This window comes from Janthinobacterium sp. PAMC25594 (genome assembly GCF_019443505.1).
Classification (GTDB): Bacteria; Pseudomonadota; Gammaproteobacteria; order Burkholderiales; family Burkholderiaceae_D; genus Janthinobacterium.
In genome coordinates, this window is sequence record NZ_CP080377.1 from 1,623,642 (window position 1) to 1,648,425 (window position 24,784).

The window sequence follows — 24,784 nt, forward strand, 5'->3', positions numbered from 1 at the left end:
ATTCGTTTTTTAAATGATTATCCGTGAAGACGCTCGATATCGAGGCCGTGCAAGCCTTCGTTCTGGCAGCGGAACTGAAGAGCTTCACGCGCGCGGCCGAGGCGCTCGACACCACCCAGTCGGCCGTCAGCCTGAAGATCAAGCGACTGGAAAAGATGCTCGGCCGGCATTTGCTGGAGCGTACGCCGCGCCTGGTGGGCCTGTCTGCGGACGGACACCAGTTCATGGTCGCAGCGCGCAAGCTGGTAGCCGCCCATCAAGGCGCCCTTGCCGCGTTCAGCGTCGGCAAGCGGCGGCTGGTGATCGGCATCAGCCACCACATCGTCGGCGCGGAACTGCCACTGTTGCTGAAACAGATGCACGACGCCGAGCCGGATCTGGTGCTGGAATTACGCATCGCCGCATCGCACGAAGTGCTCGCCTGCTTTGATCGCGGCACGCTCGATGCCGCCATCGTGCTGGGGCATGACCATCTGCGCAAAGGTGGCGACGTGATACTCGAAGAACGCTTTGGCTGGATGGCCGCCCCCGGCTTCGCATACCACCCGGACGAGCCCCTGCGTCTCGCGGCGCAATCCGAGTCTTGCCGGGTAAGAAGCATTGCACTCGCCGCGCTCAAGGAGCACGGCATCGCGTGGACCGAGGTTTTCGTCGGCGGCGGCATCGCCACCATCGGCGCCGCCATTGCGGCAGGTTTCGCCATTGCGGCGCTGGGGTGCCGGGTGGCACCCGCGGGAACGATGGATGCGGGGCCAAAGTTCGGACTACCGGCCCTGCCCACGCTGGACGTGCTGCTGTATTCCAATGCCTCCGATCCACAGACGCGAGACTCGCTGCGCCGCCTGGCCGCCGCCATCCGCTCGACGGCGGCATGAATCACACGACGATGCCTGCGCCGCAATGGCGCGGCCGTGCCGCTGCCTTGCCCCCCTTTTCTGCGCAATGCCCCTGGCCATTGCGCATTGCAGCAAACCCCGCTATAATTTGCCTGCGGGGTGGAGCAGTCTGGCAGCTCGTCGGGCTCATAACCCGAAGGTCACAGGTTCAAATCCTGTCCCCGCAACCAATACATAAAAACCGCTGACTCCTGCAAGGGATGCAGCGGTTTTTTCATTCCAGGCCGGGTCAATACTGTCAATACTTTTACGCGGTGACGCTGGCCCGGATCTGCCTGGCCGCCGCGTGCAGGCTGGCCGCCACCCGTTCCAGCTTGTCGGTGCCCGCCGTTTCAGCCAGGGCGGCAAAGGCGCTGATATGAAACGTGGCCACCATGGCCGGCGACACTTCGAGTTCCAGCGCGGTCTTGCTCAATTCCGTCGACGCCTCGAGGTAAGGCTCGCTGCCCGCCTCGAAAGCCTGCTTGGTTTCCAACAATTCCTGGCCACCTTCCGCCTTGGCCAGGCAAGCATCGACTTTTTGCTGGAAGGCCGGCAAGGTGTCGCGCACGGGGCCGGGCTCAGACGCCGGTTCCGGCTCCGCTGGCGCGGGAGCGGCATGCGCCGGCTTGTCCACCATCGGCATGTCACGCAACGTCAGCCAGCGCTCGACGGCGAGAAAGTCGGCAAACGGCTCCTCCACCTTGGGATTCATCAACCAGACCTCGCCCGTGCGCCAGTCGATCCGGGCGCCGCGCTCATTTCTCGCCAACAAAATATCCTTGCCGCCATCGGCATTCGACACGCGGCCGATGTCGAGCCAGTTCATCAGTTCCGCCTGGCGCGACATCGCATTGACCCGATGAAAAAAGGCCAACCATAAAAATCTGGCGACCAAAAGAACCAGGACACCGCCAACCATCCACATCATTTTGCGCTCCGCACCACATCGACAAGCCGCATTTTCTCACATGAAAGCTTGCGCCAAGGAAACTTTTACATCTGCCGTGCGCAGGCGCAAAGCCACCACCGCGTGCGGCCCGCGCGCACAGTCGCATTTCAGCAACGCCGCGTTTTCCTGATTGCCTGGCGTGCGCCGCTGCGCTATTATGAGAACAATTCTCATTTAGATTGAGGTGCCCTGTCCGCATGCCGTCCGCCCCGTCCCCGCCGTCCGACTTCCAGGCCCTGTATGCCGAGCACCATTCCTGGCTGCTGCACTGGCTGAAGCGTCGCCTGTACGACACGGGGCTGGCGGGCGACCTGGCGCAGGATACCTTCCTCAAGATTTTCCTTGCCCGCGGCAGTGCCGGGATCGCGCAGCCGCGCCCCTTCCTGGCCACCATCGCCAGGCGCCTGCTGGCCAATCACTGCCGGCGCGAAGAACTGGAACGGGCCTACCTCGACGCCCTGCTGCATCAGCCGCAAGCCTGCACGCCCTCGCCCGAAGCGATGTCCATCCTGCTCGAATCGCTGCAACTGATCGACCGCGCGCTGGACCAGCTCTCCACCAAGGCCAGGGCCGCCTTCCTGCTGGCCCACCTGGACGGCATGAGCTATGCCGAGATCGCCGCCGAACTGGACACCACCACGCATTCCGTCAAAAAATACCTGAGCAAGGCCAATCTGCTGTGCTTTTTTGCCGTGCCCGATTTTGCCGCGTCCTGACATGCGCACCGCCACCGTCCATGCACTGGGCCAGCCCATCGACCTGGCCATCGCCATGCAGGCAGCCGAATGGCTGGCCACCCTGATGAGCGGCGAAACGACCCCGGCGGAAAAATCGGCCTGGCAAGAGTGGCGCCAGGCGCACCCCGACCATGAACGGGCGTGGAAACACATCGAAAGCGCCAGCGGCGGCTTGCGCGAACTCGATGCGCAGGCGTGCCGCACGGCGCTGGCACGGCATCCTGCCTCGCCGATCTCGCGCCGCAACAGCCTGCAACTGCTGGCGTGGGTATCGAGCATCGGCCTCACGGGCTGGTTCGGCGCGCGCTCGGAATATGCGCCCGACATGGCCCGCGCCGCGCTGGCCGACCTGTCGACCGGCGTGGGCGAGCGCCGCGAGCTGAGCCTGCCCGACGGCAGCCGTCTGCACCTGAACAGCGGCAGCGCCGTGAACATCCGCTTCAGCGGCACGCAACGGCTGCTGCAACTGGTGCAAGGGGAGGCATTCATCGCCACCGCCCGCGAAACAGGCCGGCCCTACCGCCCCTTCCTCGTCGAAACCGCGCATGGCTACGCACAGGCGCTGGGCACGCGCTACTCGGTGCGCCAGGCCGAGGGCAGCACCGTGGTCGCCGTCGAGGAAGGCGCCGTGCGGCTGATGCCGCGCCATGGCGACGGCAACCGCGTGATCCATGCGGGCCAGGGCGGCGGCATGACGGCGCGGCAGCTCTTGCCCGCGCACGCCGTCTCGCCCGACATCTGGGCCTGGCGCCAGGGCTTGCTGCTGGCCGACGCGATGCCGCTGCGCGACTTCCTGCATGAATTGAGCCGCTACCGCCACGGCTTGCTGGGCTGCGACGACGCCGTCGCCGGCCTGCGCATCTCCGGCGTCTTCCCGCTGGCCGACCTGGACGCGGTGCTGCTGTCGCTGCCCGACTCCCTGCCCGTCGATGTGCGCCTGCGCACGCGCTACTGGGTGCAGGTGGAAGCGCGCAGGCAGCATTAAACATTTATTGTGAGTCCACCGCAAAAAAACCTTACCCGATTTCGTTTCTCGCGTGACCTGTGTAGGCAACGTTCTTTTTGACGACTACACCACAAGGTAACCATGTCTCCTGCCATTCATTCCAAGCCGCGCATCAAGCGCATGGCGTACGCTATCCAGCTCATCTGCATCGGTTCGGCCCTGTTGCTGAACGCCCAGGCGCCAGCCCTGGCGCAGGAAAGCGCCGCGGTGCCAGCGGCCAGCCTCGACTTCCAGGTGCCGGCCGGCGACCTGGCGGCGGCGCTGCGCCAGGTCGCCAGCCAGTCCCGGGTCATCCTCAGCTTCACGCCGGAACAGACGCGCGGCAAGACCTCGGCGGGCCTCACGGGCCGCCACGACGTGCTGGCCGCCCTGAACGGCGTGCTGCGCGGCACGGGCCTGAAGGCCGAGCGCAGCGCCAACGGCAGCTATGTGCTGCGTCCGGCCCAGGCCCAGGTGGAATCCGGCGCGGATGCCATCGCCATGATGCCGGAAGTGTCGGTCAAGGCGCAGCAGGATGCCACCGAAGGCACGGGCGCGTATGTCTCCACCCTGCCGGTTTCCACGGCCACGCCGCTGGGTCTGTCGATCCGGGAAACGCCGCAGTCGGTCAGCGTCATCACGCAGCAGCGCATGCAGGACCAGGGCCTGAACACCATCGCGCAGGTCATGGCGCAAACGCCGGGCATCACCCTGTTCTCGCTGGGCAGCGAACGCTCCGGCTTTACTTCGCGCGGCTATGCGATTACCAACTACCAGCTCGATGGCGTCAGCACGCATTCGGAAAACCTGGGCCTCAATGCGATACCGTCGCAAAGCCTGGCCGACATGGCGCTGTACGACCGCATCGAAGTGCTGCGCGGCGCCTCGGGCCTGATGACGGGCGCGGGTGATGCCTCGGGCGCCATCAACATGGTGCGCAAGAAGCCGACGGCGCAGTTCCAGGCCTCCGTCGAGGGCGAACTGGCTTCCCGCAATGAACGGCGCGGCGTGGCCGACGTAGCCGGCCCGCTGAACGAGGCGGGCAGCCTGCGCGGCCGCCTGGTGACTGTGTATGAAGAAACCGACAGCATCATCAAGGACTACAGCCACGACAAAAAAGTCGTGTATGGCGTGATCGAGGCGGACCTGTCACGCGACACGAAGCTGACGGCCGGCATCACGCACCAGCGCAAGCGCTCGAAAGGTTCGCTGTCCTACCTGGGCTTTCCCCTGTTCTACAGCAATGGCGCAATGACGGACCTGCCCCGCTCCTTCAGCCCGGCGGCCGCGTCGAATCGCTTCGGCAGCAATTCGACCGACCTTTTCGCCACCCTGGAACACGCGCTGGCAAACGACTGGAAGCTGAAAATCTCGGCCAGCCGCGTGCAGTCGTCGCAGGAAGAGCGCTCCGTGTTCATCAACGTGAGTAGCGCCTTTGCCGATCAGGCCACGGGCGATGGCCTGCGCATGAGCGCCGACTACCGCGATTACCAGCTCCAGGTCAACAGCGTGGACGTCAACGTGCGCGGACCGTTCAACGCATTCGGCCGCCAGCACGAACTGGTGCTGGGCATGGACTACAACGAATTTCAAAGCACGACGGATGGCCGCCGCGACACGCACATCCAGGGCCAGCCCGTCAACCTGTACCGCTGGAATCGCATGGCAACGCCCGTGTTTGGCGATACCTTCGTCACCTACGACAGCACGCGCCGCCAGGCCAGCGCCTACGCGGCCAGCCGCTTCAACCTCTCCGAGCGCCTGAAACTGATCGCCGGCGCCAAGGTGCTGCGCTACAGCGAGAATTACATCGCGGACGCGCCTGCCGCGCAATTTTTCAGCGCCTCGCCAGCCTCGGACAGCAGCGTCTTCACGCCGTACGGCGGCCTGGTCTACGACATCGACGCCACGCACAGCGCCTACGCCAGCTACTCCACCATCTACCAGCCGCAAGCCTCGCAAGACCGCTACGGCAAGCTGCTGGCGCCGCGCGAAGGCAAGACCTATGAGGCGGGCATCAAGAGCGGCTGGTTCGATGGCCGCCTGAACACGTCCGCCGCGCTGTATCTGATCCGCCAGAAAAACCTGGCTGAAACGGATCCGGGCCACACCCTGCCCGGCTCCAACGATCCGGCGTTCCGCACCATCAAGGGCGCCGATACCAAGGGCCTCGACCTGGAAGCGACGGGCTCCCTCACGCCAAGCTGGAATGTGTCGGCCTCGTGGTCGTACAGCCAGACGGAAAACAATGCCGGCAAGGCGATCCAGACCACCTTCCCGCGCCACCTGGTGAAGCTGTGGAGCACTTATCGGCTGCCCGGCGAGCTGCATCGCCTGACGGTGGGCGGCGGCATGAACTGGCAAAGCCGCGTGTATTCCGACATCGAGGCATGGCAGATCAAGAGTACCCTGCACTGGGAACAGAAGGCATACTCGGTGGCCAGCCTGATGGCGCGCTACGACGTCAACGACAAGCTCTCTGCCACCGTCAACGTGGCCAACCTGTTCGACAAGCAGTACACGGCTTCCGTGTCGGACTGGTGGTACTCGGGCATGCATGGCCCGGCGCGCAAGGTGGCGTTGAGCGTGCGGTATCAATTCTAAAGCACCTCGTCATACACAACTCTGACGTTGCCCGGCGGTTGGCGATCTGGCGGCACCACGTAGGTCGGGTGCAGGCACATCCCGCGCTGGGCTGCATAGCTTAACGGCCCCAAGCCGAATGCCTGCTGTCCGTTGAAATCCAGTTCGGTAGTATCTTGCAAGCACAATCCCTGGCTGGAGCGGACTTGTGTATATGCGGGCAAACGAACAGCTTATCTCCCTAACTTCGGACTCCCCCTCCGATGCCGGCGGCCATCGCGCGCCCAAACTTTCCCAACTATATTGAATATTCTTGACTGCAAGCCTGCAATCGCATCAAGACCCGCATGAATGCGTAGCAAGATAACAACAACACTAAAACTGTGACAATTGATGAGTCTTTTTTGAAAACATTAATGTAACTTTAGCTTCCAATATGCCCACACGATTATTTAATTATAAATATTTATACAACTTTTATGATTCTTTGGATTGCAAATGCCTTAGCCAATAATCTTCTCCCGCAGCCATCATGACTGCGCACCCGGAACCTGGGCGATTCTCCGTCGTGCCCATTGCCGAGCCGTCCACTCGCGCAATCGGGAATTCGGCCGCCTTCCAGAAAGTTCTGCAACTGATTGCCCGCATAGCCCCGACCGACCATACCCTGCTCATCACCGGCCCTACCGGAGCCGGCAAGGAAGTCGTTGCACAGCTGGTACATCAAAGCGGTCGCCACACCGGGGCGCGCTTTGTCGACGTCAATTGCGGCGCCATTCCCGAGCAATTGGTGGAATCCGAACTGTTCGGCTACACCCGCGGGGCATTTACCGGGGCCGCCGCGGACCGGCCCGGATACTTCGAAATGGCGGCGCAGGGCACCTTGTTTCTCGACGAAATAGGCGAATTCCCACTGGCGCTGCAGGCCAAGCTGTTGCGTGTGCTCGAAACGCGAACTTTCCGGCCTCTGGGCGCACAAGAACAGCGCCCGTTCACCGGCCGCATCGTGGCGGCCACGCACCGCAATCTTGAAGCCATGGTCAACAGTGGCCGGTTCCGGGAGGACTTGTACTATCGCCTGGCGGTGTTCACCATCGAAGTGCCCGGCCTGGATCAACGCAAGGAAGACATTCCGGCGCTGGTGCGCCATTTTGCGATACGCGAGCTGACACCGCCACGCTTCAGTGTCGAGGCACTGGAACGGCTGAAGCTGCGATCCTGGCCCGGCAACGTGCGCGAACTGCGCAATCTGGTCAGCCGCATCGCCGTGCTCAGCGACGAAAGCGAGATCAGCCTGGACATCCTCGAGGCGTTTCTCGGACCCGCCACTGCCCCGACATTGCCGCCCGAGGCATTGATCGACGCCGTCCTGTACCTGGCCGCACCAGACAAGATGGCGCTGCTTGAACGCTTGCTGATCGACCGCGCGCTTAGCCTGAGCGGCGGTAGCAAGACGGCCGCCGCCACCATGCTGGGCGTGAACCGCAAGGTCATCGAACGGCGCCTGCTGGCGCGCGACAGAAGCCGTACAGGTGTCGATGAATGCCTGCTGGCCGGCAGGCGCATGTTGGAGCGGGGCGAGTTCCGGGAGGCGACCGCCACGCTGCGCCGCGGCCTGACCTTGCTGGAAAGCGGCGGCGCGCCCGAGGCCAGCCGCAAGCTGCGGTTTGAACTGCACCGCATGCTGGCCGTGTCCTATCGCGGCATTTACGGCTGGCACAGCCCGCAGGCACAGGCCGAGCATGAGTCGGCGCTACGGGCCGGCCAGGGCGTGGTCGATTCGGTCGAGCTGAACTCGCTGATGTTCGGCATCTGGAGCGTGCAACTGATGATGATGCAGCTGTCCGCCGCGCGCGCCACCGCGCAGGACATGCTCAAACTGGCGCACACAACCGGGCATCCGGCAATTCATGCGGAGGCGCAATTTGCGCTGGCCAACACCCTGTTCTGGCTGGGCGACAGCGATGAAACCCTGGCCTGCCTGACGTTGAGCAAGCTGCTCGATGCCGAGCCTACCGAACGCCGCAGCGTACAGGGAATCGATCTGTTCGGCCTGGCCATGACCTTTGCCGGCCTTGCCGCCTTCCAGACCGGCGCGCTGGCGCGGGCCCAGCACATGCGCGAACAGCTGACCCTGCGCTGCACCCTATTTGAGTCCAGCCCGTTTGACCGGGCCATCGCATTGCAAGGCGCCGCGTGGCTGACCTGCCTGTTCGAAGACATGCCAGCGCTGGGTCCGCTGTCGAGCGAACTGGCGCGGCTGGCGCATCAGCACGAGTTCAGCTTCTACCGGGGCGTGGGCGAGATATTCTGCGGCTGCCACATGGCGGCGCTGGGCAATCCGTTGCAGGCCGAGCAGCACATGCGCGACGCCTATGCCTCCTGTTTCGTCGAACAGGGCGGCGCACTGTTTCACTCCTTCCAGGCCTGGAAACGGGCCGATGCGCTGCTGGCCGCGGGCCGTGCCGCCGACAGCGCCGCGCTGATCGAACAGGCGCTGGACATCGCCCAGTCCCACCACGAACGCGCTTATCTGAGCGAACTGATGTGTGTGGGCGGCCTGGCCAAGCACATGCTGGGCGATCTGGACAGCGCCGAAGACAGCTTGCGCAACGCGCTGTCGACCGCTCAGGCGCTGGGCTCGGTGCCGGGACGCATCCGCGCCGCGACCCATCTTGCTGAACTGCTGTTGCAGGACGGCCGCCGCGGCCAGGCCATCGCCGTGCTCGATAAAAACATTACCGATATACAAAGTGTCGTTCCGTACCCGGCGTTGACGCGCGCATTGCAGCTGATGGAGCAGCTCAAGCACCGGGATCTCTGTGTTTCACCTGTTGGGGAGGTCCAGCATGGCATTTGAATTGAAGCAATCCGATCTGGAAGCGCTGCTGCAAGGCGGCTGTTTTTTTGGCAGCGGCGGCGGCGGCACGCTGACGTCGGCGCGCCACCTGGCGCAGAACTTTGTGCCGGGACCATATTATCCGGAACAGCGCATCCGCGTGGTCACAGTGGAAGAGGCGACCGAAGGCGAGGCCGTGATGGTCGCTTACCTGGGCGCGCCGGTGGCCATCAACCAGGTCACCTATCCTGAAGGGCCGGTCAGGGCGGTGGAACAGATCAAGGCTCATCTGGAAAAGAACGGCCGCAAGCTCGCCTATATCGTGCCCCCCGAAAGCGGTGCGCTTGGTTTTACGGTGGCCTGTCTGGTGGCGGCCCACTTCGGCCTGGCCGTGATCGACGCTGACGGCGCCGGCCGCGCCGTGCCATCGCTGCCCATGCTGACGTTCGCGGCGGCTGGCATCAATCCGCGGCCGACCATGCTGGTCAGCCAGGACGGCTTGCAAGTGGAACTCGATGTCACGCCGCGCGGCAACGAAAATGGCTCCACCGGGCATCAGCAGGATGTCGCGGCCATCATTGAACAGATGCTGCGGCCGATTGTCTCCGTGCAGGAGTTCAAGCAGTTCGGCGGCCTGGCCATGTGGATCATGGGGCCGTCCGAGCTGGCGCAGGCGCTGCCGATACGCGGCACGCTGAGCCGTGCATTACAGTTGGGCCGCTTGCTGCGACAAGGCGAACTGGACAACGCCTCCGCGCTGGTCCGCTGCCTGCAAGAGAAGTTCGGCCTGGCCGCGCGCGTCGTGTTCGGGCCGGGACGCATCGTCTCCATCAAGGAGGAGACGGCCGGCGGCTTTGACGTGGGCAAGGTCAGCATTGATACCGACGGCGCGCAGTGCACGGTGGTGTATCAGAACGAATCGCTGCTGGCCTGGGACAGCAGCAAAGGCCTGCCGATCGGCATGGCGCCGGACAGCCTGGCCTATTTTGCCGATGGCGCGGGACAGCAGGTGTTTACCAACGGCGATCTGTTGCAGGCTGACGGCACGCTCAATCCGCAGCTCAAGGGGCGGCCGCTCAGCGTAATCGGCATTGCGGCGGCGGCGCCCTTGCGCGAACCTGGCGGCCTGATTCTGGACAGCTTTATGGCGCAAGTGGCGCAGCTCGGTTATCTGGGACCGTATCTGCCGCTGGCTGAAGAAGGGAGCGCGCAATGAGCAAGCGCTTACGCATCTGTATCCTGGCGCCGGTCAATACCAGTCTGTACAACGATCTGTTGCTGCAGGCGGTGGAGCCTGTCATACCGCCCGATGTGACGGTCTCGGTACGCAACCTGACAGCCGGGCATGACTGCATTCAGAGCCGCATCGATTTGCTGCACAATGGCTATCCGGTCGTCGAGGCGGCCATCCAGATCGAAAACGACGGCTACGACGGCATCTGGCTCAGCGACTTTGACATGTGCGGCGTGGAGGCGGCGCGCGAAGCCATCAACATCCCCATCATCGGCGGGTTTCCCACCTCGGCTTTTACCGCGCTGGCGCTGAGCGAGCGCTTTTCCATCATCACCATCCTGCCGAGCACGCCGGCGATGCAGCGCGGCCACGTGCCGACCTACGGCCTGAACGATTCGTTCGCCTCCATCCATTCGATTGACGTCAAGGTCGCCGAACTGCATGACCTGGACGTGGTGGTCGAGCGGACGCTGGAAGCGGCGATCAAGGCGGTGCAGCAGGACGGCGCCCAGTCCATCCTGCTTGGCTGCACCGGTTTTGTTGGCGTGGCTGCCCAGGTCACGGCCCGGCTGCAGGCGGCGCTGGGTTTTTACGTACCGGTGATCGACCCGAATCAGGCCGGCTTCAGCTTCCTGGTATCGCTGGTGCGCATGGGAATTCGTCCAAGCCGCGCCTGTTATAGCAAGTACGGCGCCTAGCCTTCCCGGATTCGTCCACCATTGCGCGCCGCAATGGACGAATCCGTCCACGCGTTTTCCGCCCCGCCTGCGCTCCCCCTCTGAACGGCATGCCAGTCTGGCCTGGCACGCCGCTTGCTGTAGATGTCCTTGTCTCCGCCCCATCGTCGCGGAGGCCTTGGCCCATCTGACAGCGAGGTTATCCTGGAAAGCACACGACAGAACGATACGACCGCATCCATCGTCACGCTATGGGCCGAGATCAATCCCGTTGCCGGCTACCTGTGCGGCCGGCAGCCTGTACTGTCGACGCTGTTCAAACCGACCGTGCACAACGTCAAGGAGATGCGCTACCGTATCCATGCGCTGCGTCAGCAATTGCCGCAGGTGGCCGACTCCCGGCTGCGCGCTACCTCCGACGCCTTGCTCAGCGCGCTCCAATCGCAACTGGCCTTACCGCATCCCAGCGGCGCCGGACCGTCCGCCGCCGCCATGGGTGGCGTGCGCGCCGCCGCCGACGGCCTGAACCGCGTGTTCCTCGCCGATGACCGGCAGGCGTGCTGCATGGATGCGTATCTGGATGCGGCGCACGACCTCGTCAATTTTGAAACGCTGCGCTGGTGGGGGCACGATTTTTCCCTGCTGACGCGGCGCGAATGCCTGGACGCCGCGATCCAGCTGCGTGGCGCGTTGCTGTTGTTGCAACAGTCATGGCCTGAGTTCGGCGGCAAGGTCAACGCCATCCTCGCCGCGCTGCGCGAGTACCGGATGCTGTTCGAGATCGAGGGCCTCGCTTCCGGCGCCTTCGCCGAATACTGGCCGCTGTTGCGGACCGGTGACGCCATCGCCGGACCGCAGCGCACGCCCGGTTTTCCGGCCTGCCTGCAATCTCGCTACCAGATACAGGAAAGCCCGCAACAAATCGCCGCGCTGGCGCAAGCCTGGCTGGAGCGGGAGGTTCCGCTGGCGCGGAAGGTCGCCCGGCAAATCGCCGCCCTGCCCTTCGCCAGCGGCGCCGATGACCTGCAAGCGGTGTGGCTGCGCGTCTGCATCCATTACGAAGTCGATTGCGGCGACTGGACGGCGCGCGTGGCGCGCGCTTGCGAAGACTATGGCGCGTGCTACCTGCTGGCGCGTGATCCTGATGCCGGCGCGCGGTGCGGCGGCCGGCGCTGCCCGGCGGCGCAACAGCGCCTGTCCCTGCTCAGCATGATCAACGCGTGGGCCTGCGCGGCGGCACGCGGCCGGCCGGCCCCGGCGCCAGACGACGATGCCGCGTCGCCGCTGGCCGGCCTGGACACGGCGCTGGCCGAACCCCTCTGCGAAGGCATGGCCTTCTGTCTTGAGTTCGACTACTGGGACGCCGCCCGCACGCTGCTGGCCGTGGCCGCGCCCACCCCGGTGCAATCGGCCTACCTGGCCCTGTATGGCGCCACGCCGGAAGCCCAGGCCGAGGGCGTGCTGTGCGCCCAGCTGGAGACCTACATCCGGCGCCTGCTGCGCTATGTGCGCGCGCTGGGCGACGCCCGCATCCACGACGGCGAAACGACCTACACCGATTTCATCGCCTGGGCTGCCGGCGCTACCGGCCTGTCCATGGAAACGCTGCACGCCGAATGCTTCGGCCTGATGGCCGCGCCCGGCTGGGCCGCCTGCCAGGCAGTCGGCCCAGCCGCGTATACCTTGTCGCGCCAGCACAGCGCGGTGCGCGGCGTCAGTCCGCGCGCCTTCCACAGCGCCGCCGCGCGTCAGCGCGCCCATGCCTGGCCGATCGGCAAATCCTTGCTGGCGCAAGGCACCGTTTGACACCGGTGCCGGCGCCAATTTCCGCCGACGGACGGAAATTCCATATTGAGCATCCCGGCGACGGCCGGGACTTGGAGAACGTCATGCCAGCAGCAGAAGCGCAGTCCCAGGAGTTGAAAAAACAGTACCGGAAACAGTTATTCGAAGCCATGGACAAACACATCCAGCAGCAGGAGCAGGCCCATGCGGGTGCGCACAAGCATCTGCTGGCCGCCGCCCGGGCCTCGCGGCCAGCAAGCGAGCTGCGTGTCGGCATCGTCGGCGGCGGCCAGGCCGGCATGTACGCCGCGTTGTTGCTGGAAGAACTAGGCATCGGCTACCGCATCTTTGAAGCGTCCGGCGAACGCATGGGCGGCCGGGTGAAAACCCATTACTTCAACGACAAGCCGCACCAGTACGCCGAGCTGGGCGCGATGCGTTTCCCGCACACCTGGATGCAGAGCCGCCTGTTCAATTTCTGGGACTACCTCAACGCGACCGCCGACAGCGTGCCGGGCGGCGCGCCGATCGAGCGCATTCCCTATGTGCTCTTCGACCAAAACCAGGCGCAGGATGCCGGCAACCTGATGTGCTTCAACGGCCGTCCGCCGGTGACGCGCAACGCGGTCGCCAAGGACAATACGCTGCTCGGCTTTGACGCCGCCTTCGACAGCGGCGAGTTCGCTTACTTCAAGGATAAGCAGGGCCGCTTGAAACCCGCGCAAGCGCTGCTGACGGCCGCGCTGGCGCCTTTCATGGAGCTGCTTGACGACGGCCAGATCGATGCGGCCTGGGAACGCATGCTGCGTTTCGATACCTATTCGGGGCGCAGCTATCTTCAAGAGATAGGCGATGGCCAGCGGCCGTATCCGGCAGCCATCGTCGATTACATGGAAACCGTGCTCAGCTACACCGGCGTGTATGACCTGGCGTTCACAGAAATGCTGCTCGATAATTTCTCGTTTGAAGAGAAAAACTGGTCGGCCATGGACGGCGGCACCGACCGCGTCACGCAGGAGATGGTCAAACGCATCCCGGCCGAACGCGTGCAGATGGGCGCCAAGGTATTCCGCCTGGAAGAGCGCGACGGCAAGCCGGTGCTGCATTACCGCCATGGTGACGGCGCGCTGGCACAGGAAGCCGAGTTCGATCACGTCATCATGACGTTGCCATTCAGCGCGCTGCGCTTCATCGACACGCCGGCCAACTGGCCAGCCAGCAAGTACGACGCCATCCGCACGCTCAAAATGACCAATGCAGTCAAGGTCGCGCTCGGTTTCAAGAGCCGCTTTTGGGAAAGCACAGGCCCCTATAGCACGCACATGGCGGGCGGCCAGAGCAATACCGACCTGCCGGTGCGCAGCGTGGTCTACCCGTCGTTCGGCATCGGCGAACCTGGCCCGGCCTACCTGCTGGCCAGCTATTGCTGGCAGAACGACGCCGACAAGTTTTCCCACCTCTCGGAACAAGAGATGTTCGATACCTGCCTGCGCCATCTGGTCACGCTGCACGGCGAAGTGGCGCGCGAACAGTATCTGGGCCATGGCGCGGCGGTGACCTGGAACCAGGAACCGCTGGCCGGCGGCGGCTTTGAATTCTTCGCGCCGGGACAGTTCACGCGCAAGTTCCTGGCCGCGCGCCAGCCGGTGGGCAACGTCCACTTCGCCGGCGAGCATCTGGACATGGTGCATTACTGGATCGCCGGCGCCTACGATTCGGCCTTCCGCAGCGTATGGGAACTGACGCTCCAGGAAGGCTTGCTGAACCGCAAGCTGATGCACCGCTTGCGCGATGCGCTGGGCGGCGGGCTGGTCTTGCCGACCATGATTCCGTATTTCGGCGACGAGGGCATCGCCGCCTTGGCACGCGAGGTATTTTCCGACCAGGCATCCGTCTGAACCCAACTGATTTTTCAGCCTTTTTCCAGGAGCATGCAATGAGCGACAACAAATCCTACGCCGGTTCCGGCGCCTACACCGCCGGCCTGCGCGCACCGCTGCGCAGCTTGTACAAGAGCGCGAGCGCGCCCGAGGCGAACGCGCGCGCCAGCGACGTGATAGCGCCACAATTTGTCTACAGCGGGCTGACCTCGGCCGACCTCAACTACGATAGCAGCGAGTATCCGCAGAGCGGCACCTTCGGCGGCGTGCTGCCGCCGTGGCTAGACGACATCAACACGGTGCCGCAGAACTGGCAGGCCACGGCCGCCGACAAACAGGACTCCCTCGACCGTCAGACGCAAGTGTCCGCGGCGATGAGCTACATCGCCAACCATGTGCCGGGCCAGCAGTACAACGGCACGACCACCGCCCAGATCATCGAGCAGTATTTTACCCAGGGCATGTGGGATCCGAGCCTCTTCTCCCAACAGCAGGTGGCTGCGCTGAGCGGCAACTGGGTCGCCGACGACGGCGAACTGGCGCGCCAGCGCCTCGGTAGCGCCAACCCCAACGTGATCAAGCTGGCCGACGCCGCCAGCTACGACATCGCCGCCTGGACAGGCGCGGCCAGCAACGGCGCGCAACTGTCCGCCCTGCAAGCGACCCTGAGCGCCGCCCAGAACGCCGGCGCATTGTTCGTCTGCGACTACCGGCCGGTGCTGGGCGCCGCCGTCACCGGCCAGTTGGTGCGCAAGGGCAGCCACCTGGCCGCGCCGCTGTGCTTCTTCACCATCGACGCCAGCGGCGCCGCACTCACGCCGCAGGCGATACAGATCAGCGCCACCGACAGCGGCGCCTACATCTTCACGCCGACCGACGCGGCCGACCCGCAGCGCGACGCCTGGCTGCTGGCCAAACTCTGGGTAGCCTCATCCGACCAGCAATGGTGGTTCAGCGGCTCCCACCTGTTCAACACCCACACCATCGACATGCTGTTCGGCACGGCAGCGCTGAACCAGATCCTGACCGGCGTGCTGCCGGCCAACCATGCGCTGGTGATCCTGGCCAAGCCCTATCTGCAAAAATCGTTCAACATCAACAGCGGCGTAATCGGCATGAAGGCCGATATCAGCGACACGCCCATTTATCAGAAAGGCAGTTTTTGCGACAATGTGCTGCCGACCGGGCGCGTCGGCCTGTATTCCGTCATCAGCAGCCTGTACCAGAACTACCGCTTTGACGATAACGCCTTTCCGGCGCAAATCAGCAAGCGCGGCCTGAACAGCGGTCCGATCACCAAGGTGGTGTTTCCATATCGCGATGACGGCCAGCGATGGTGGACGGCGGTCAACAACTTCGTCAGCGGCATCGTCAACGCCACCTACGCCAACGACGCCGCCGTGGCCGCCGACGCCGGCCTGAACGGCTGGATGAATGCGGTGCAAGCGGCCTTCAACCACGATGGCGCCACGCGCTTTACCTGGACGCCCAGCGTGGCCTGCCTGAACAGCGTGTTCAGCAACCTGCTGTTCACCTGCTCGGTGCAGCACACCGCCGTCAACAACACCATGTTCAACGCCTGGGGCTTCATCCCGAATGGCGCCTTCGCCATGCAGGCACCGCCGCCGGCCAACGCCGCCGCCGTCTCGCGCCAGACCGTGCTCGCTTCGCTGCCGAATCCGGCACAAGTCGTCAGCGACAAGAACAACACCATTCAACCGCAGATTTCATTCGTGATGTCGGGCACCAGCGTGGTCAGCGAAACCCTGGGCGTCACTCCCGCCAGCGGGGCCGACATGCAGCAGATTTATCCCTACGCGGCCGGCTCGCCGCAACAGGCGGCCGTCGGCGCTTTCTGGAACGAGATCTGGCAAGGCCCGGCGTCGGTGACGTCGGTGATCGGCGCCAACCAGCAAGCCCGCGTAGCCTCCTGGCGCGGCGCCACGCCGGTGCCGAACAGCCTGGCGTATTACTACCTCAGCGCCAACCTGGTTGCGTGGCAAGCGCCACAGCATCTGAACGCGGCGACCACCAACGCCATCCAGATCTGAGCGGCCAACACGCCCGGCCGAATCCTGTTTGATCATCAAGGAAATCCCATGCCTAACAATTATTTATTGACTCAGCAACAATACCGGCGTCAGTTCGGCGCTCCGCAAGCGCTGCCTGAGGCCGCGCCAGTGGCCAATGCCAGCGCCAGCGCCAGCTTGCTGCAAGCGCCGACGGCGGCACCCGGCGAGGAGGTCGACACCGTCGCCACCTATCTGAACAAGCGGCTGGCCGAGATCGGCGTGCGCCACGTCATGGCCATTCCCGGCGACTACATCAGCGAATGGGTCGAGACGCTCGACGGGCCTGACAACGCCGGCCTGGTGCGCGTCCACCCGAACAACGAGATGTGCGCCACCTACGCCGCCGACGGCTGCGGCCGCGCCGTTCCCGGCTCTGTCGGTTGCGTGGCCACCACCTATGGCGTCGGCGCACTGAACGCGGTGCAGGCGGTAGCCGGCGCCTTCGTTGAAAACGTGCCCATGGTGCTGATTAACGGTTCGCCGTCGGCGGCCCAGTTCAATTCGCAACGCGACCAGGGCGTGCTGTGGCACCACATGTTCGACGGTGCGTATACCGACCTGCGCGTGCTGCGCGAAGTCACGCGCATGGCGGTGCGCATCGACAATCCGGCGTATGCCGCCGACCTGATCGACGCCGCCCTGACCGCCTGCATCACCGATTCCAAGCCGGTGTACATTGAAATTGCCAACCAGATGGAGGCGTATAAATTAAGCAACGTCGGTTCGCGCCCGCCGCTGCTCAAATCGCCCGTGCCGCAAACGCCGATTTCGCTGGGCGAGGCGGTGGCGGCGACGCTGCCGCTGCTGCTCCAGGCAAAAAATCTGGTGGTATTGGGCGGCGTGGAATTGGCGCGTTTCGGCTTGCAGGATGCGTTCGCCAATCTGCTCAGGACGCTGAAGGCGCCGTATCTGTCCAGCCTGCTCGGCAAGAGCGTCCTCAGCGAATATGACGCGCCGTATTTCGCCGGCACCTACAACGGCAAGAACTCGCAGCAGAACGTGCAGGATCTGGTGCGCTCCGCCGACCTGATCCTCAGCCTGGGCGTGCAGGAGACCGACTTCAACTTCTCCGGCCTGGCCAGGACCGATTACAACCCGGACCTGCCGCCACCGCTGCCGATGAGCGCGGCCATCGAAGTGCGCATGGGCGCGGCGCGCCTGAACGGCGGCGTGGCGGGCGGCCTGTATTGGGGCGACGTTGCCCTTGGCAGTTTCATCAGCACCCTCAACGAGGTGATCAGCCGGCCGAATGGCACCGTCATGGCGGTGCTGGTGCAGAACTATCCGTCGCTGGCGCCGGTCCAGCAGGCGCTGCTCAACGCCGACGGCAAATTGCCGGCGGCGCCCTTCCCCGCCATCGTCGGCCCGGTGTGGGACATTCCACTGCCATCCACCTTTGCCAGCGATGCGCAGATCACCTGGGACAGTTTCAAGTCACTGCTGCACCACGATTATCTGGACACCTTCGGCAACGACGAAAACGGCGACGCGCCGGTAGTGCTGGCCGACACCGGCCTGACGTTCTACAACCTGAACAATATCAAGTCGCCGCAAAACGGCTATATCGCCCAGCTGGCATGGGGCGCGATTGGCTACTCGCCAGCGGCCAGCTGCGGCGTCAAGCTGGCGCTGCAAGCGGCCGGCAGCAAGCGCCGCGTGGTCTCCGTTTCCGGCGATGGCGCTTTTGCCGAAAGCTGCAACGCCATCGGCACGTTGGCCGAGCTGGGCCTGGACAACGTGGTGTTCGTCATGGCCAACGGCGTGTTTGCCATCGAGCAATTCCTGATCAACGCCAACGCCTTCGCGCCCGGCTCGACCAATAAATTCGCGCCACTGTGCCGGGTGCCGCAAACGGCTTTGTGGGACTGGACCGCGCTGGCGCGCGGTTTCGGTGGCGTGGGCTACGAGGCAAGCACCAATGCGGAACTGGCGGCCATCCTCGAAAAAATCAAGGCCGGCTCGCCACCGGGGCCGCAGCCGCATGGGCCGGGCATCAGCGGCGGCAGCGGCGGCTGCACCTTTGGCGGTGGCGCGCCGCTGGCGCCGCACTCCACCTTCACGCTGGTGGCGGTGCGCAACGTCTGCAAGGACTTGCCAAGCAACACGCGCTGGAAGCTGGACGGCACGCCGCCCGCCGCCAATCACGCCATCGTCTGATTTTTGAAAGGCACTTTCCATGAGCACAAACATCCAGGACTTGCTGGGCGAGCAGGATGATCCTGTCATCGCCGAGTACTTGTCCATTATTAAAAACGGTCTGCCGAAAACCACGCGGCCGCAGAAAATCGCCATCGTCGGCGCCGGCATGGCCGGTCTGGTGTCGGCGCAGCTGCTGGCCGAAGCCGGCCATGAGGTAAGCCTGTTCGAGGCCGGCAGCCGCATCGGCGGGCGCGTCCACACGCTGCGCGGCGAACGTTACTTCGGCCGCGCTGATCTGTACGGCGAAGCCGGCGCGATGCGGCTGCCGCTGCAGATTCACCACCTGCTGCGCACCTATATCTGCAAGTACTCGGTGCCGACCAACTTCTTTTACCAGGTCGACGTCAAGCGCGACACCATCAAGGAGCAAGATCAGCTGGCGGTGCTGTCCGGCGCCGTGGTCGCCGCGCCGGCGCTCAAGGCGTATCAATCCTGGACCTACGTCAACGGCATCAAACTGCGCACCGGCGACTATCTGAAGCATGAATATCCGGGCAAGGCGCTCGGTTATGACCTGAGCAATCTGCCGCAGGCACAGCAGCGCATGAACGGGCCGACGCTACTGGCCAGCGTGACCGACTTCGTCAAGGACTTCGTCAATGCCGCGCCGCGCGAGAACTGGCCGGAAGCGATCGCGCGCTACGACAGCTATTCGATCAACGGCTTCCTGCGCCAGTTCTCGCTGCTGTCGGCTGAAGGCGTGGAATTCGTCGAGGTGATGCAAAACCTGGAGAGCCGGCGCGCGCTGTCGTTCGTGCAGAACCTGATCGAAATGTCGCTGATTAACTCCGACAATATGTATTGGGAAATCACCGGCGGCAGCGACAATCTGGTGCGCGCGTGGCTCGCGCCGCTCAAGGCCGCCGGCGTGCGCGTGTGCTTCAATCAATGGCTGCAAAGCGTGGAATGGTCCGACAAGGGCGATCGCGCGCAGCTCAACTTTCAACCTTACGACGCCACATGGGACGGCGTCGTCGGCCTGGGCGCGGAGCTGGCGGAGCACAGCCACCCTTCGCGCGTCAGCGCCGACCACGTGATCTTGACCGTGCCCACGCCCTGCCTGCGCACGGTCGATTTCAGCCCCATGCTGCCGCACGCCAAGCGCAAGATGATACGCCAGCTGTACTACGATTCCGCCTGCAAGGTTCTGATGAGCTTTGACGAACGTTTCTGGGAAACCCGCGACAACATCTGGGGCGGCGGCTCGTTGACGGACCTGGCCAACCGCACCATCTACTACCCCAGCCACGGCTTCGGCGAGTCCAGCGGCGTGCTGTTGGCCAGCTATACCTGGGAGACCGAGGCGCATGGCTGGGGTTCGCTCAACAACGAGCAGCGCATCCAGTTCGCGCTGGACGGCGTAGCCCAGGTGCACGGCGACTACGTGCGCAAGCATTTCATCGCCGGCCACTCGGTCAACTGGGATGACAGTCCGCTGGCGATGGGCGAGGCGGCGATGTTTGCGCCGGGCCAGCTCAGCGAGCTGCAAGCGGACGTCGCGCCGCCGGTCGGCAATCTGCACTTCGCCGGCGACTGGACCACGCTGCGCCACGCATGGATCGAGGGCGCGATCGAATCGGGAATTCGCGCGTCGCTGGAGATCGAGCCGACAGTCGCTGCCAAGGCCGATGCGGCGATGTACGCGCCGATACCGCCGACCATTCTCTGAATCCATGCAGGAGTCCACCATGACCACAACTTCCAACGTGCACTACCAGGTGTCCGTCGATCCGCAACGGCATGAACTGACTGTCTGCATGCGCCTGACGGGCGACCTTGCGCGCGGCAGGATCCGCCTGGAGACGCCCACCTGGGTGCCGGGCGACTACAGTTTTGCGCCGCTGGCGCGGGAGCTTTTCGAGCTGCAGGCCCACGACAGCCACAGCGGCGCGCCCCTGCCGCTGTGGCGCGATGGCTGGCAAGCCTTCGTTGTCGACGGCGGCGCGGGCGACGTCACCGTCCGCTACCGCGCCTCGGCCTATGCGGCTGAATTCGGTGAACAGGCCGGCATCGTCGACAGCGAGTACGCTGTGCTGCTGGGCACGCGCTATCTGCACAGCCCGGATCATGCAGGCCCCTGCTCCGTCAGTTATGAGCTGCCGGAAGCGTGGCGCGCCAGCATCCACCATCCGTCCGGGGCGACGCCGCTGGGCGCCAACGGGTGGCGCTATCCCAGCTACGAGATCCTGCTCGATACGCCGGTCGTCATGGGCGGTTACCGCTTGCTCGAGCGTACGGTCCAGGGCACGCCGTTTTACTTTGCCTTTGTTGACAGCGGCGTGGGTTTCGACGAGGGTGTGGAGGCGTTCGTCGACCAGGTGGCGCAGGTGACGGCGGGCTTTGGACGCATGTTCGGCACCTTCCCTTTCGAGGATTACACCTTCGTGCTGAGCCTGAACCCGGCCGCCGAATGGGGGCTGGAGCATCTGACCAGCACCATGTGCGGACTGAGCCAAGACGTCTTCGTCGATCCCGCACAGAACGCCATCGGCGTGCGCGTGTGCGCCCACGAACTGTTCCATGCCTGGAACGTGCGGCGCCTGCGGCCCGCGCCACTGCTGCAATTGCAGCATGCGCTGACCTGCGGCAGCTTCAGCGAAGGACTGTGGATGGCCGAGGGATTCACGCGCTACTACGAATTTCTGTCTTGTACCCGGGCCGGCATCTACAGTCCCGGACAATTCTTCAGCAGCGTGGTTGGCTATCTGGAACACCTGCGGGCGGTGCCCGCCTACGAGCGCGTCAGCGCGGCCGATTCTTCGCTGGCGACTTACCTGAATCACCCCAAGTACCCCGGCCGGCCGGCCAGCAGCATCGACTATTACGACAAGGGTATGCTGATCGCCTTCGATGTCGATGCCACGCTGCGCTTGGGCTCGAACACACAGACGCTGGACCGCAGCTTCCGCGGCTTCTTCGAGGAATATCTCAGCGGCGGCCCCGATCATGAGGGCTACACCAACGATGATGTGATCACCTACTTCGATAGCCAGCGCGCAGGACTGGGGGCACAGATCGGCGCGGCGGTACGCCATCCGGGCGGGCTGGGCACGGAGGCGCTGCTTGGCGAACTGGGCTTTGCCGTGCAGCACAGTACCGTGCTACAGCTGGGCATCATGTTCCTGAACCAGGGCGCACCGGCCATCTATAACGTGCTCGACAACACGCCGGCCGGAAATAGCGGGCTGGCGCCGGACGACGTTATTACAGGTATCAATGGCTATCCGTACACACCGGCAGCGCTGGCCTGGGCCTCCGCCAAGACGGCGCCAGTGGCGCTGGAGGTGCTGCGCGGCCACCGGCGGCTTATCTTTTCGGTGACGCCTGCGCCTCAGAGCAAGATCAGCGCCTTGATCTGGGCAGGCAACGAGACGCAAGCCGCGCGCCTGGCCACCTGGCTGGAAAACGATTTCGCCCCACTGCCCGGCGAACGCTTCGCCACCGAGTTCTATGAGAACTTCCACGGCATTGAAACGGTAGTGTAAGCGCACGGCCGCCTTGCCGACGTCGCTTTTTCCGACGCCAGCAAAGCGGCCTCCAGTGAAAGTCCTTTGATCCTCATTGGCCTCGCATGTCTGTTGCCGCCCGCCTGCATTCCGATCCATTCCGCCCCCCGTATCACCGGGCAGCACAAATCGCCGCTGCCTGCCTTGCTGCCTGCAGGGGAAAAGCACTGCTGATACGCAGCCGTGAAATTTCACATTTGCCAGGCCACGGTGATACAATTTTCGCGCATCAGCAAACGAATGACACCCAAGGAGAATGTGTGAAGGACCTCGCCCCCGCCCTGCCAGCCGATCCGGCCGACCAACCCGCCAATCCCTCGCGCCGGCGCATTTTTCAGGCCGCTTCCGCAGTCGGCCTGGCCGCCAGTCTGCCGGCGCTGGCCGACGCCGCGCCCGCCAGAAAGACCATCGCCAGGGGTTCGCTCGACGCGAAACTCAAGGCCCACGTCAAGAACGTGGTCGTGATCTACCTGGAAAACCGCAGCTTCAACAACCTGTTCGCCAACTTCCCCGGCACCAGCGCGCCCCTGTCCGCCGTCACGGCGGAACAGGCGCGGCAGCTGGACCGCGACGGCAAGCCGCTGGCCACCCTGCCGAAGATCTGGGGCGGCCTGGTGCCGAACCAGCAAAATATCGGCGGCACCGATTACCTGATCAAGGAAGAGCAGATTTCCGGTCTGCCGAACGCGCCCTACAAACTGAGCGACGCGGCCGGCAAGCCCCTGCCCGAGAGCATCATCACGCGCGACCTCGTGCACCGCTTCTATAACAACCAGATGCAGATCAACGGCGGCAAGAACGACGGCTTTGCCGCGTGGGCCGACAGCGGCGGCCTGGTGATGGGCCACTACGGCGAAACGTCGAAAAACCTGAACCTGTGGCAGATCGCCGAGCAGTACACCTTGTGCGACAACTTCTTCATGGCGGCCTTCGGCGGCTCCTACATGAACCACCAGTTCCTCGTCACGGGCCGCGCCAACGAATACTTCAATGCCGCCGAGACGGCGGCGAAGAAAAAGATCGCCGTGCTGTCCGATGGCCCGCAAGGCGTGCGCCTGGCGATCTCTCCCGAGTGCCCCGCCTCCGCGCTCGATGGCAAGCCGAAGTACGTGAACGACGGCGCCCTCACGCCGGACGGCTATGCCGTCAACACCATGGCGCCGCCATATCAACCGAGTTACGTCCGCCCCGCCTTCGATGGCGATCCGCTGCATGCCGACCCGGCCGACGCGAACACCCTGCCACCGCAAACCTATGACACCATCGGCGACCTGTTGTCGCGCAAGGGCGTCAGCTGGGCGTGGTACGGCGGCGGCTGGCAAGCGGCGCTCGACCAGAAGGGTGGCGGCAGCAAGCCGAATTTCCAGTTCCACCACCAGCCGCTGAACTACTTCAAGCAGTTCGCGCCTGGCACGGCTGCGCGCGCCGAGCACCTGCGCGACGGCGGCACGGGCGACAGCCCGATCTCGAACAAATTCCTCGCCGCCGCCGTGGCGGGCAAGCTGCCGGCCGTGACCTTCTACAAGCCGCAGGGCAACCTGAACCTGCACGCGGGCTATTCGGATATCGAATCGGGCGACCAGCACGTGGCCAACATCATCCAGCATCTGAAGGAATCGCCGCAGTGGAAAGACATGATCGTGGTGATCACGTTTGACGAAAACGGCGGCTGGTGGGACCACGTGGCGCCGCCCAAGGGCGACCGCTGGGGCCCGGGCACGCGCATTCCCGCCATCGTCGTCTCGCCGTACGCGAAAAAAGGCGCCGTCGACCACAGTTTTTATGACACGACGTCGATCCTGCGCCTGATCACGCGCCTGCACGATCTGCCGCTGCTCGAAGGCCTGAAAGTGCGCAACGACGCGTTTGCGTCACGCGGCGCGCTGCCGCCGGGCGACTTGACTGGCGCCTTGAGCTTCCGTTAAGCCCCACACGGTGCGGCACGCCTGTGATACACTGCGTGCCGCACTTAAATCCGCAGGACAGGTATTCCTGACGGTTGTTCCAACAATGAGCCCGACTCCAGTAGCCGGGCTTTTGTTTTGTGGATGAAGTTAAAGCGTATAGACATAGGCGGGCAGCACCTTGCCCGCCCCTTGGCTTTCGCCGGCCAAGGACAGAGGTTAGCAAATGAGAGATAAAAAAGACAACGCCACCATCGACTTGCCCGGCTTCGGCCAGCTGCCAGCGCACGAGGCGCCAGAGCCGGCGCCGGAACCGCAGCGCCGCGCGCGTGCGCGCAAGGTGGCCTTGAAGCAGGTGCAGCTCGAATTGCTGGAGCCGACCGACGCCACGGGCCTGCCCGTGTGGACGCGCGACGCCGGCCTTGATCTCACTGGCTTGCCCATCTGGGCGCCAGATAATTAGTACCCGCGCCGGCGGCCGTTTGCCGCCGGCTTCCACACCACCATCCGCACAAGGGCGTAGAACGCCTGTAGACTGTGCCCATCCACCCGCTTT

16 protein-coding genes, 1 tRNA gene and 1 pseudogene are annotated in these 24,784 nt (G+C 64.4%); 16 read left to right on the top strand and 2 right to left on the bottom strand.

Annotated elements, in window-relative coordinates; translation table 11 throughout:
• The first annotated feature begins 23 nt into the window (after positions 1-23).
• Together KY494_RS07165 and KY494_RS07170 are read left to right on the top strand one after the other, a co-directional pair.
• Positions 24-875: a LysR family transcriptional regulator gene (locus KY494_RS07165; protein WP_219890427.1), complete on the top strand. Its 852-nt coding sequence runs from the start codon at positions 24-26 to the stop codon at positions 873-875.
• Positions 876-989: 114 nt separating this feature from the next.
• Positions 990-1,066, top strand: a tRNA-Met gene (locus KY494_RS07170).
• A gap of 77 nt (positions 1,067-1,143) precedes the next feature.
• On the opposite strand, the gene KY494_RS07175 is transcribed toward KY494_RS07170, so the two are convergent.
• Entirely contained in the window at positions 1,144-1,704 is a 561-nt protein-coding gene (locus KY494_RS07175) for a hypothetical protein (RefSeq protein WP_219890428.1), read from the bottom strand.
• A 320-nt stretch (positions 1,705-2,024) separates the two neighbouring features.
• Here KY494_RS07175 and KY494_RS07180 point away from each other — a divergent pair, with 320 nt between their 5' ends.
• From KY494_RS07180 to KY494_RS07190, 3 genes are all read left to right on the top strand, one after another.
• Complete coding sequence (locus tag KY494_RS07180) at positions 2,025-2,543, top strand: sigma-70 family RNA polymerase sigma factor (RefSeq protein WP_219890429.1); 519 nt, start codon at positions 2,025-2,027, stop codon at positions 2,541-2,543.
• Position 2,544: 1 nt separating this feature from the next.
• On the top strand, positions 2,545-3,549 hold the full coding sequence (locus tag KY494_RS07185; RefSeq protein ID WP_219890430.1) for a FecR domain-containing protein: 1,005 nt from the start codon (positions 2,545-2,547) through the stop codon (positions 3,547-3,549).
• A 102-nt stretch (positions 3,550-3,651) separates the two neighbouring features.
• Positions 3,652-6,153 (top strand): TonB-dependent receptor, encoded by a 2,502-nt coding sequence (locus tag KY494_RS07190; RefSeq protein WP_219890431.1) that lies wholly within the window; start codon positions 3,652-3,654, stop codon positions 6,151-6,153.
• 29 nt (positions 6,154-6,182) lie between these two features.
• On the opposite strand, the pseudogene KY494_RS07195 reads toward KY494_RS07190, so the two are convergent.
• Positions 6,183-6,320: pseudogene (locus tag KY494_RS07195) on the bottom strand (IS4 family transposase); the annotation flags it as partial.
• 344 nt (positions 6,321-6,664) lie between these two features.
• Here KY494_RS07195 and KY494_RS07200 point away from each other — a divergent pair.
• From KY494_RS07200 to KY494_RS07250, 11 genes are all read left to right on the top strand, one after another.
• Complete coding sequence (locus tag KY494_RS07200; protein ID WP_219890432.1) at positions 6,665-8,992, top strand: sigma-54 dependent transcriptional regulator; 2,328 nt, start codon at positions 6,665-6,667, stop codon at positions 8,990-8,992.
• A complete protein-coding gene (locus tag KY494_RS07205; RefSeq protein ID WP_219890433.1) occupies positions 8,982-10,187 on the top strand; it encodes a DUF917 domain-containing protein in 1,206 nt (401 codons plus the stop codon). The genes KY494_RS07200 and KY494_RS07205 overlap by 11 nt, the downstream gene beginning before the upstream one ends.
• Complete coding sequence (locus KY494_RS07210) at positions 10,184-10,903, top strand: aspartate/glutamate racemase family protein (RefSeq protein ID WP_219890434.1); 720 nt, start codon at positions 10,184-10,186, stop codon at positions 10,901-10,903. Before KY494_RS07205 ends, KY494_RS07210 begins: the two co-directional genes overlap by 4 nt.
• Positions 10,904-11,032: 129 nt before the next feature.
• Complete coding sequence (locus KY494_RS07215; protein ID WP_219890435.1) at positions 11,033-12,688, top strand: hypothetical protein; 1,656 nt, start codon at positions 11,033-11,035, stop codon at positions 12,686-12,688.
• Between the two features lie 83 nt (positions 12,689-12,771).
• Positions 12,772-14,565, top strand: coding sequence for an NAD(P)/FAD-dependent oxidoreductase (locus tag KY494_RS07220; protein ID WP_219890436.1), 1,794 nt, complete (start codon positions 12,772-12,774; stop codon positions 14,563-14,565).
• A gap of 38 nt (positions 14,566-14,603) precedes the next feature.
• The gene (locus KY494_RS07225) at positions 14,604-16,598 is read left to right on the top strand and encodes a lipoxygenase family protein (RefSeq protein WP_219890437.1); all 1,995 of its coding nucleotides are present in this window, start codon (positions 14,604-14,606) and stop codon (positions 16,596-16,598) included.
• A 48-nt stretch (positions 16,599-16,646) separates the two neighbouring features.
• Positions 16,647-18,776 (top strand): thiamine pyrophosphate-binding protein, encoded by a 2,130-nt coding sequence (locus tag KY494_RS07230; protein WP_219890438.1) that lies wholly within the window; start codon positions 16,647-16,649, stop codon positions 18,774-18,776.
• Positions 18,777-18,795: 19 nt separating this feature from the next.
• Positions 18,796-20,487 (top strand): FAD-dependent oxidoreductase, encoded by a 1,692-nt coding sequence (locus KY494_RS07235; protein ID WP_219890439.1) that lies wholly within the window; start codon positions 18,796-18,798, stop codon positions 20,485-20,487.
• Between the two features lie 19 nt (positions 20,488-20,506).
• Positions 20,507-22,303 (top strand): hypothetical protein, encoded by a 1,797-nt coding sequence (locus KY494_RS07240; RefSeq protein ID WP_219890440.1) that lies wholly within the window; start codon positions 20,507-20,509, stop codon positions 22,301-22,303.
• A 281-nt stretch (positions 22,304-22,584) separates the two neighbouring features.
• Positions 22,585-24,249, top strand: coding sequence for an acid phosphatase (locus KY494_RS07245; protein ID WP_219890441.1), 1,665 nt, complete (start codon positions 22,585-22,587; stop codon positions 24,247-24,249).
• A gap of 205 nt (positions 24,250-24,454) precedes the next feature.
• Entirely contained in the window at positions 24,455-24,691 is a 237-nt protein-coding gene (locus KY494_RS07250) for a hypothetical protein (RefSeq protein WP_102121041.1), read from the top strand.
• Positions 24,692-24,784: the final 93 nt, after the last annotated feature.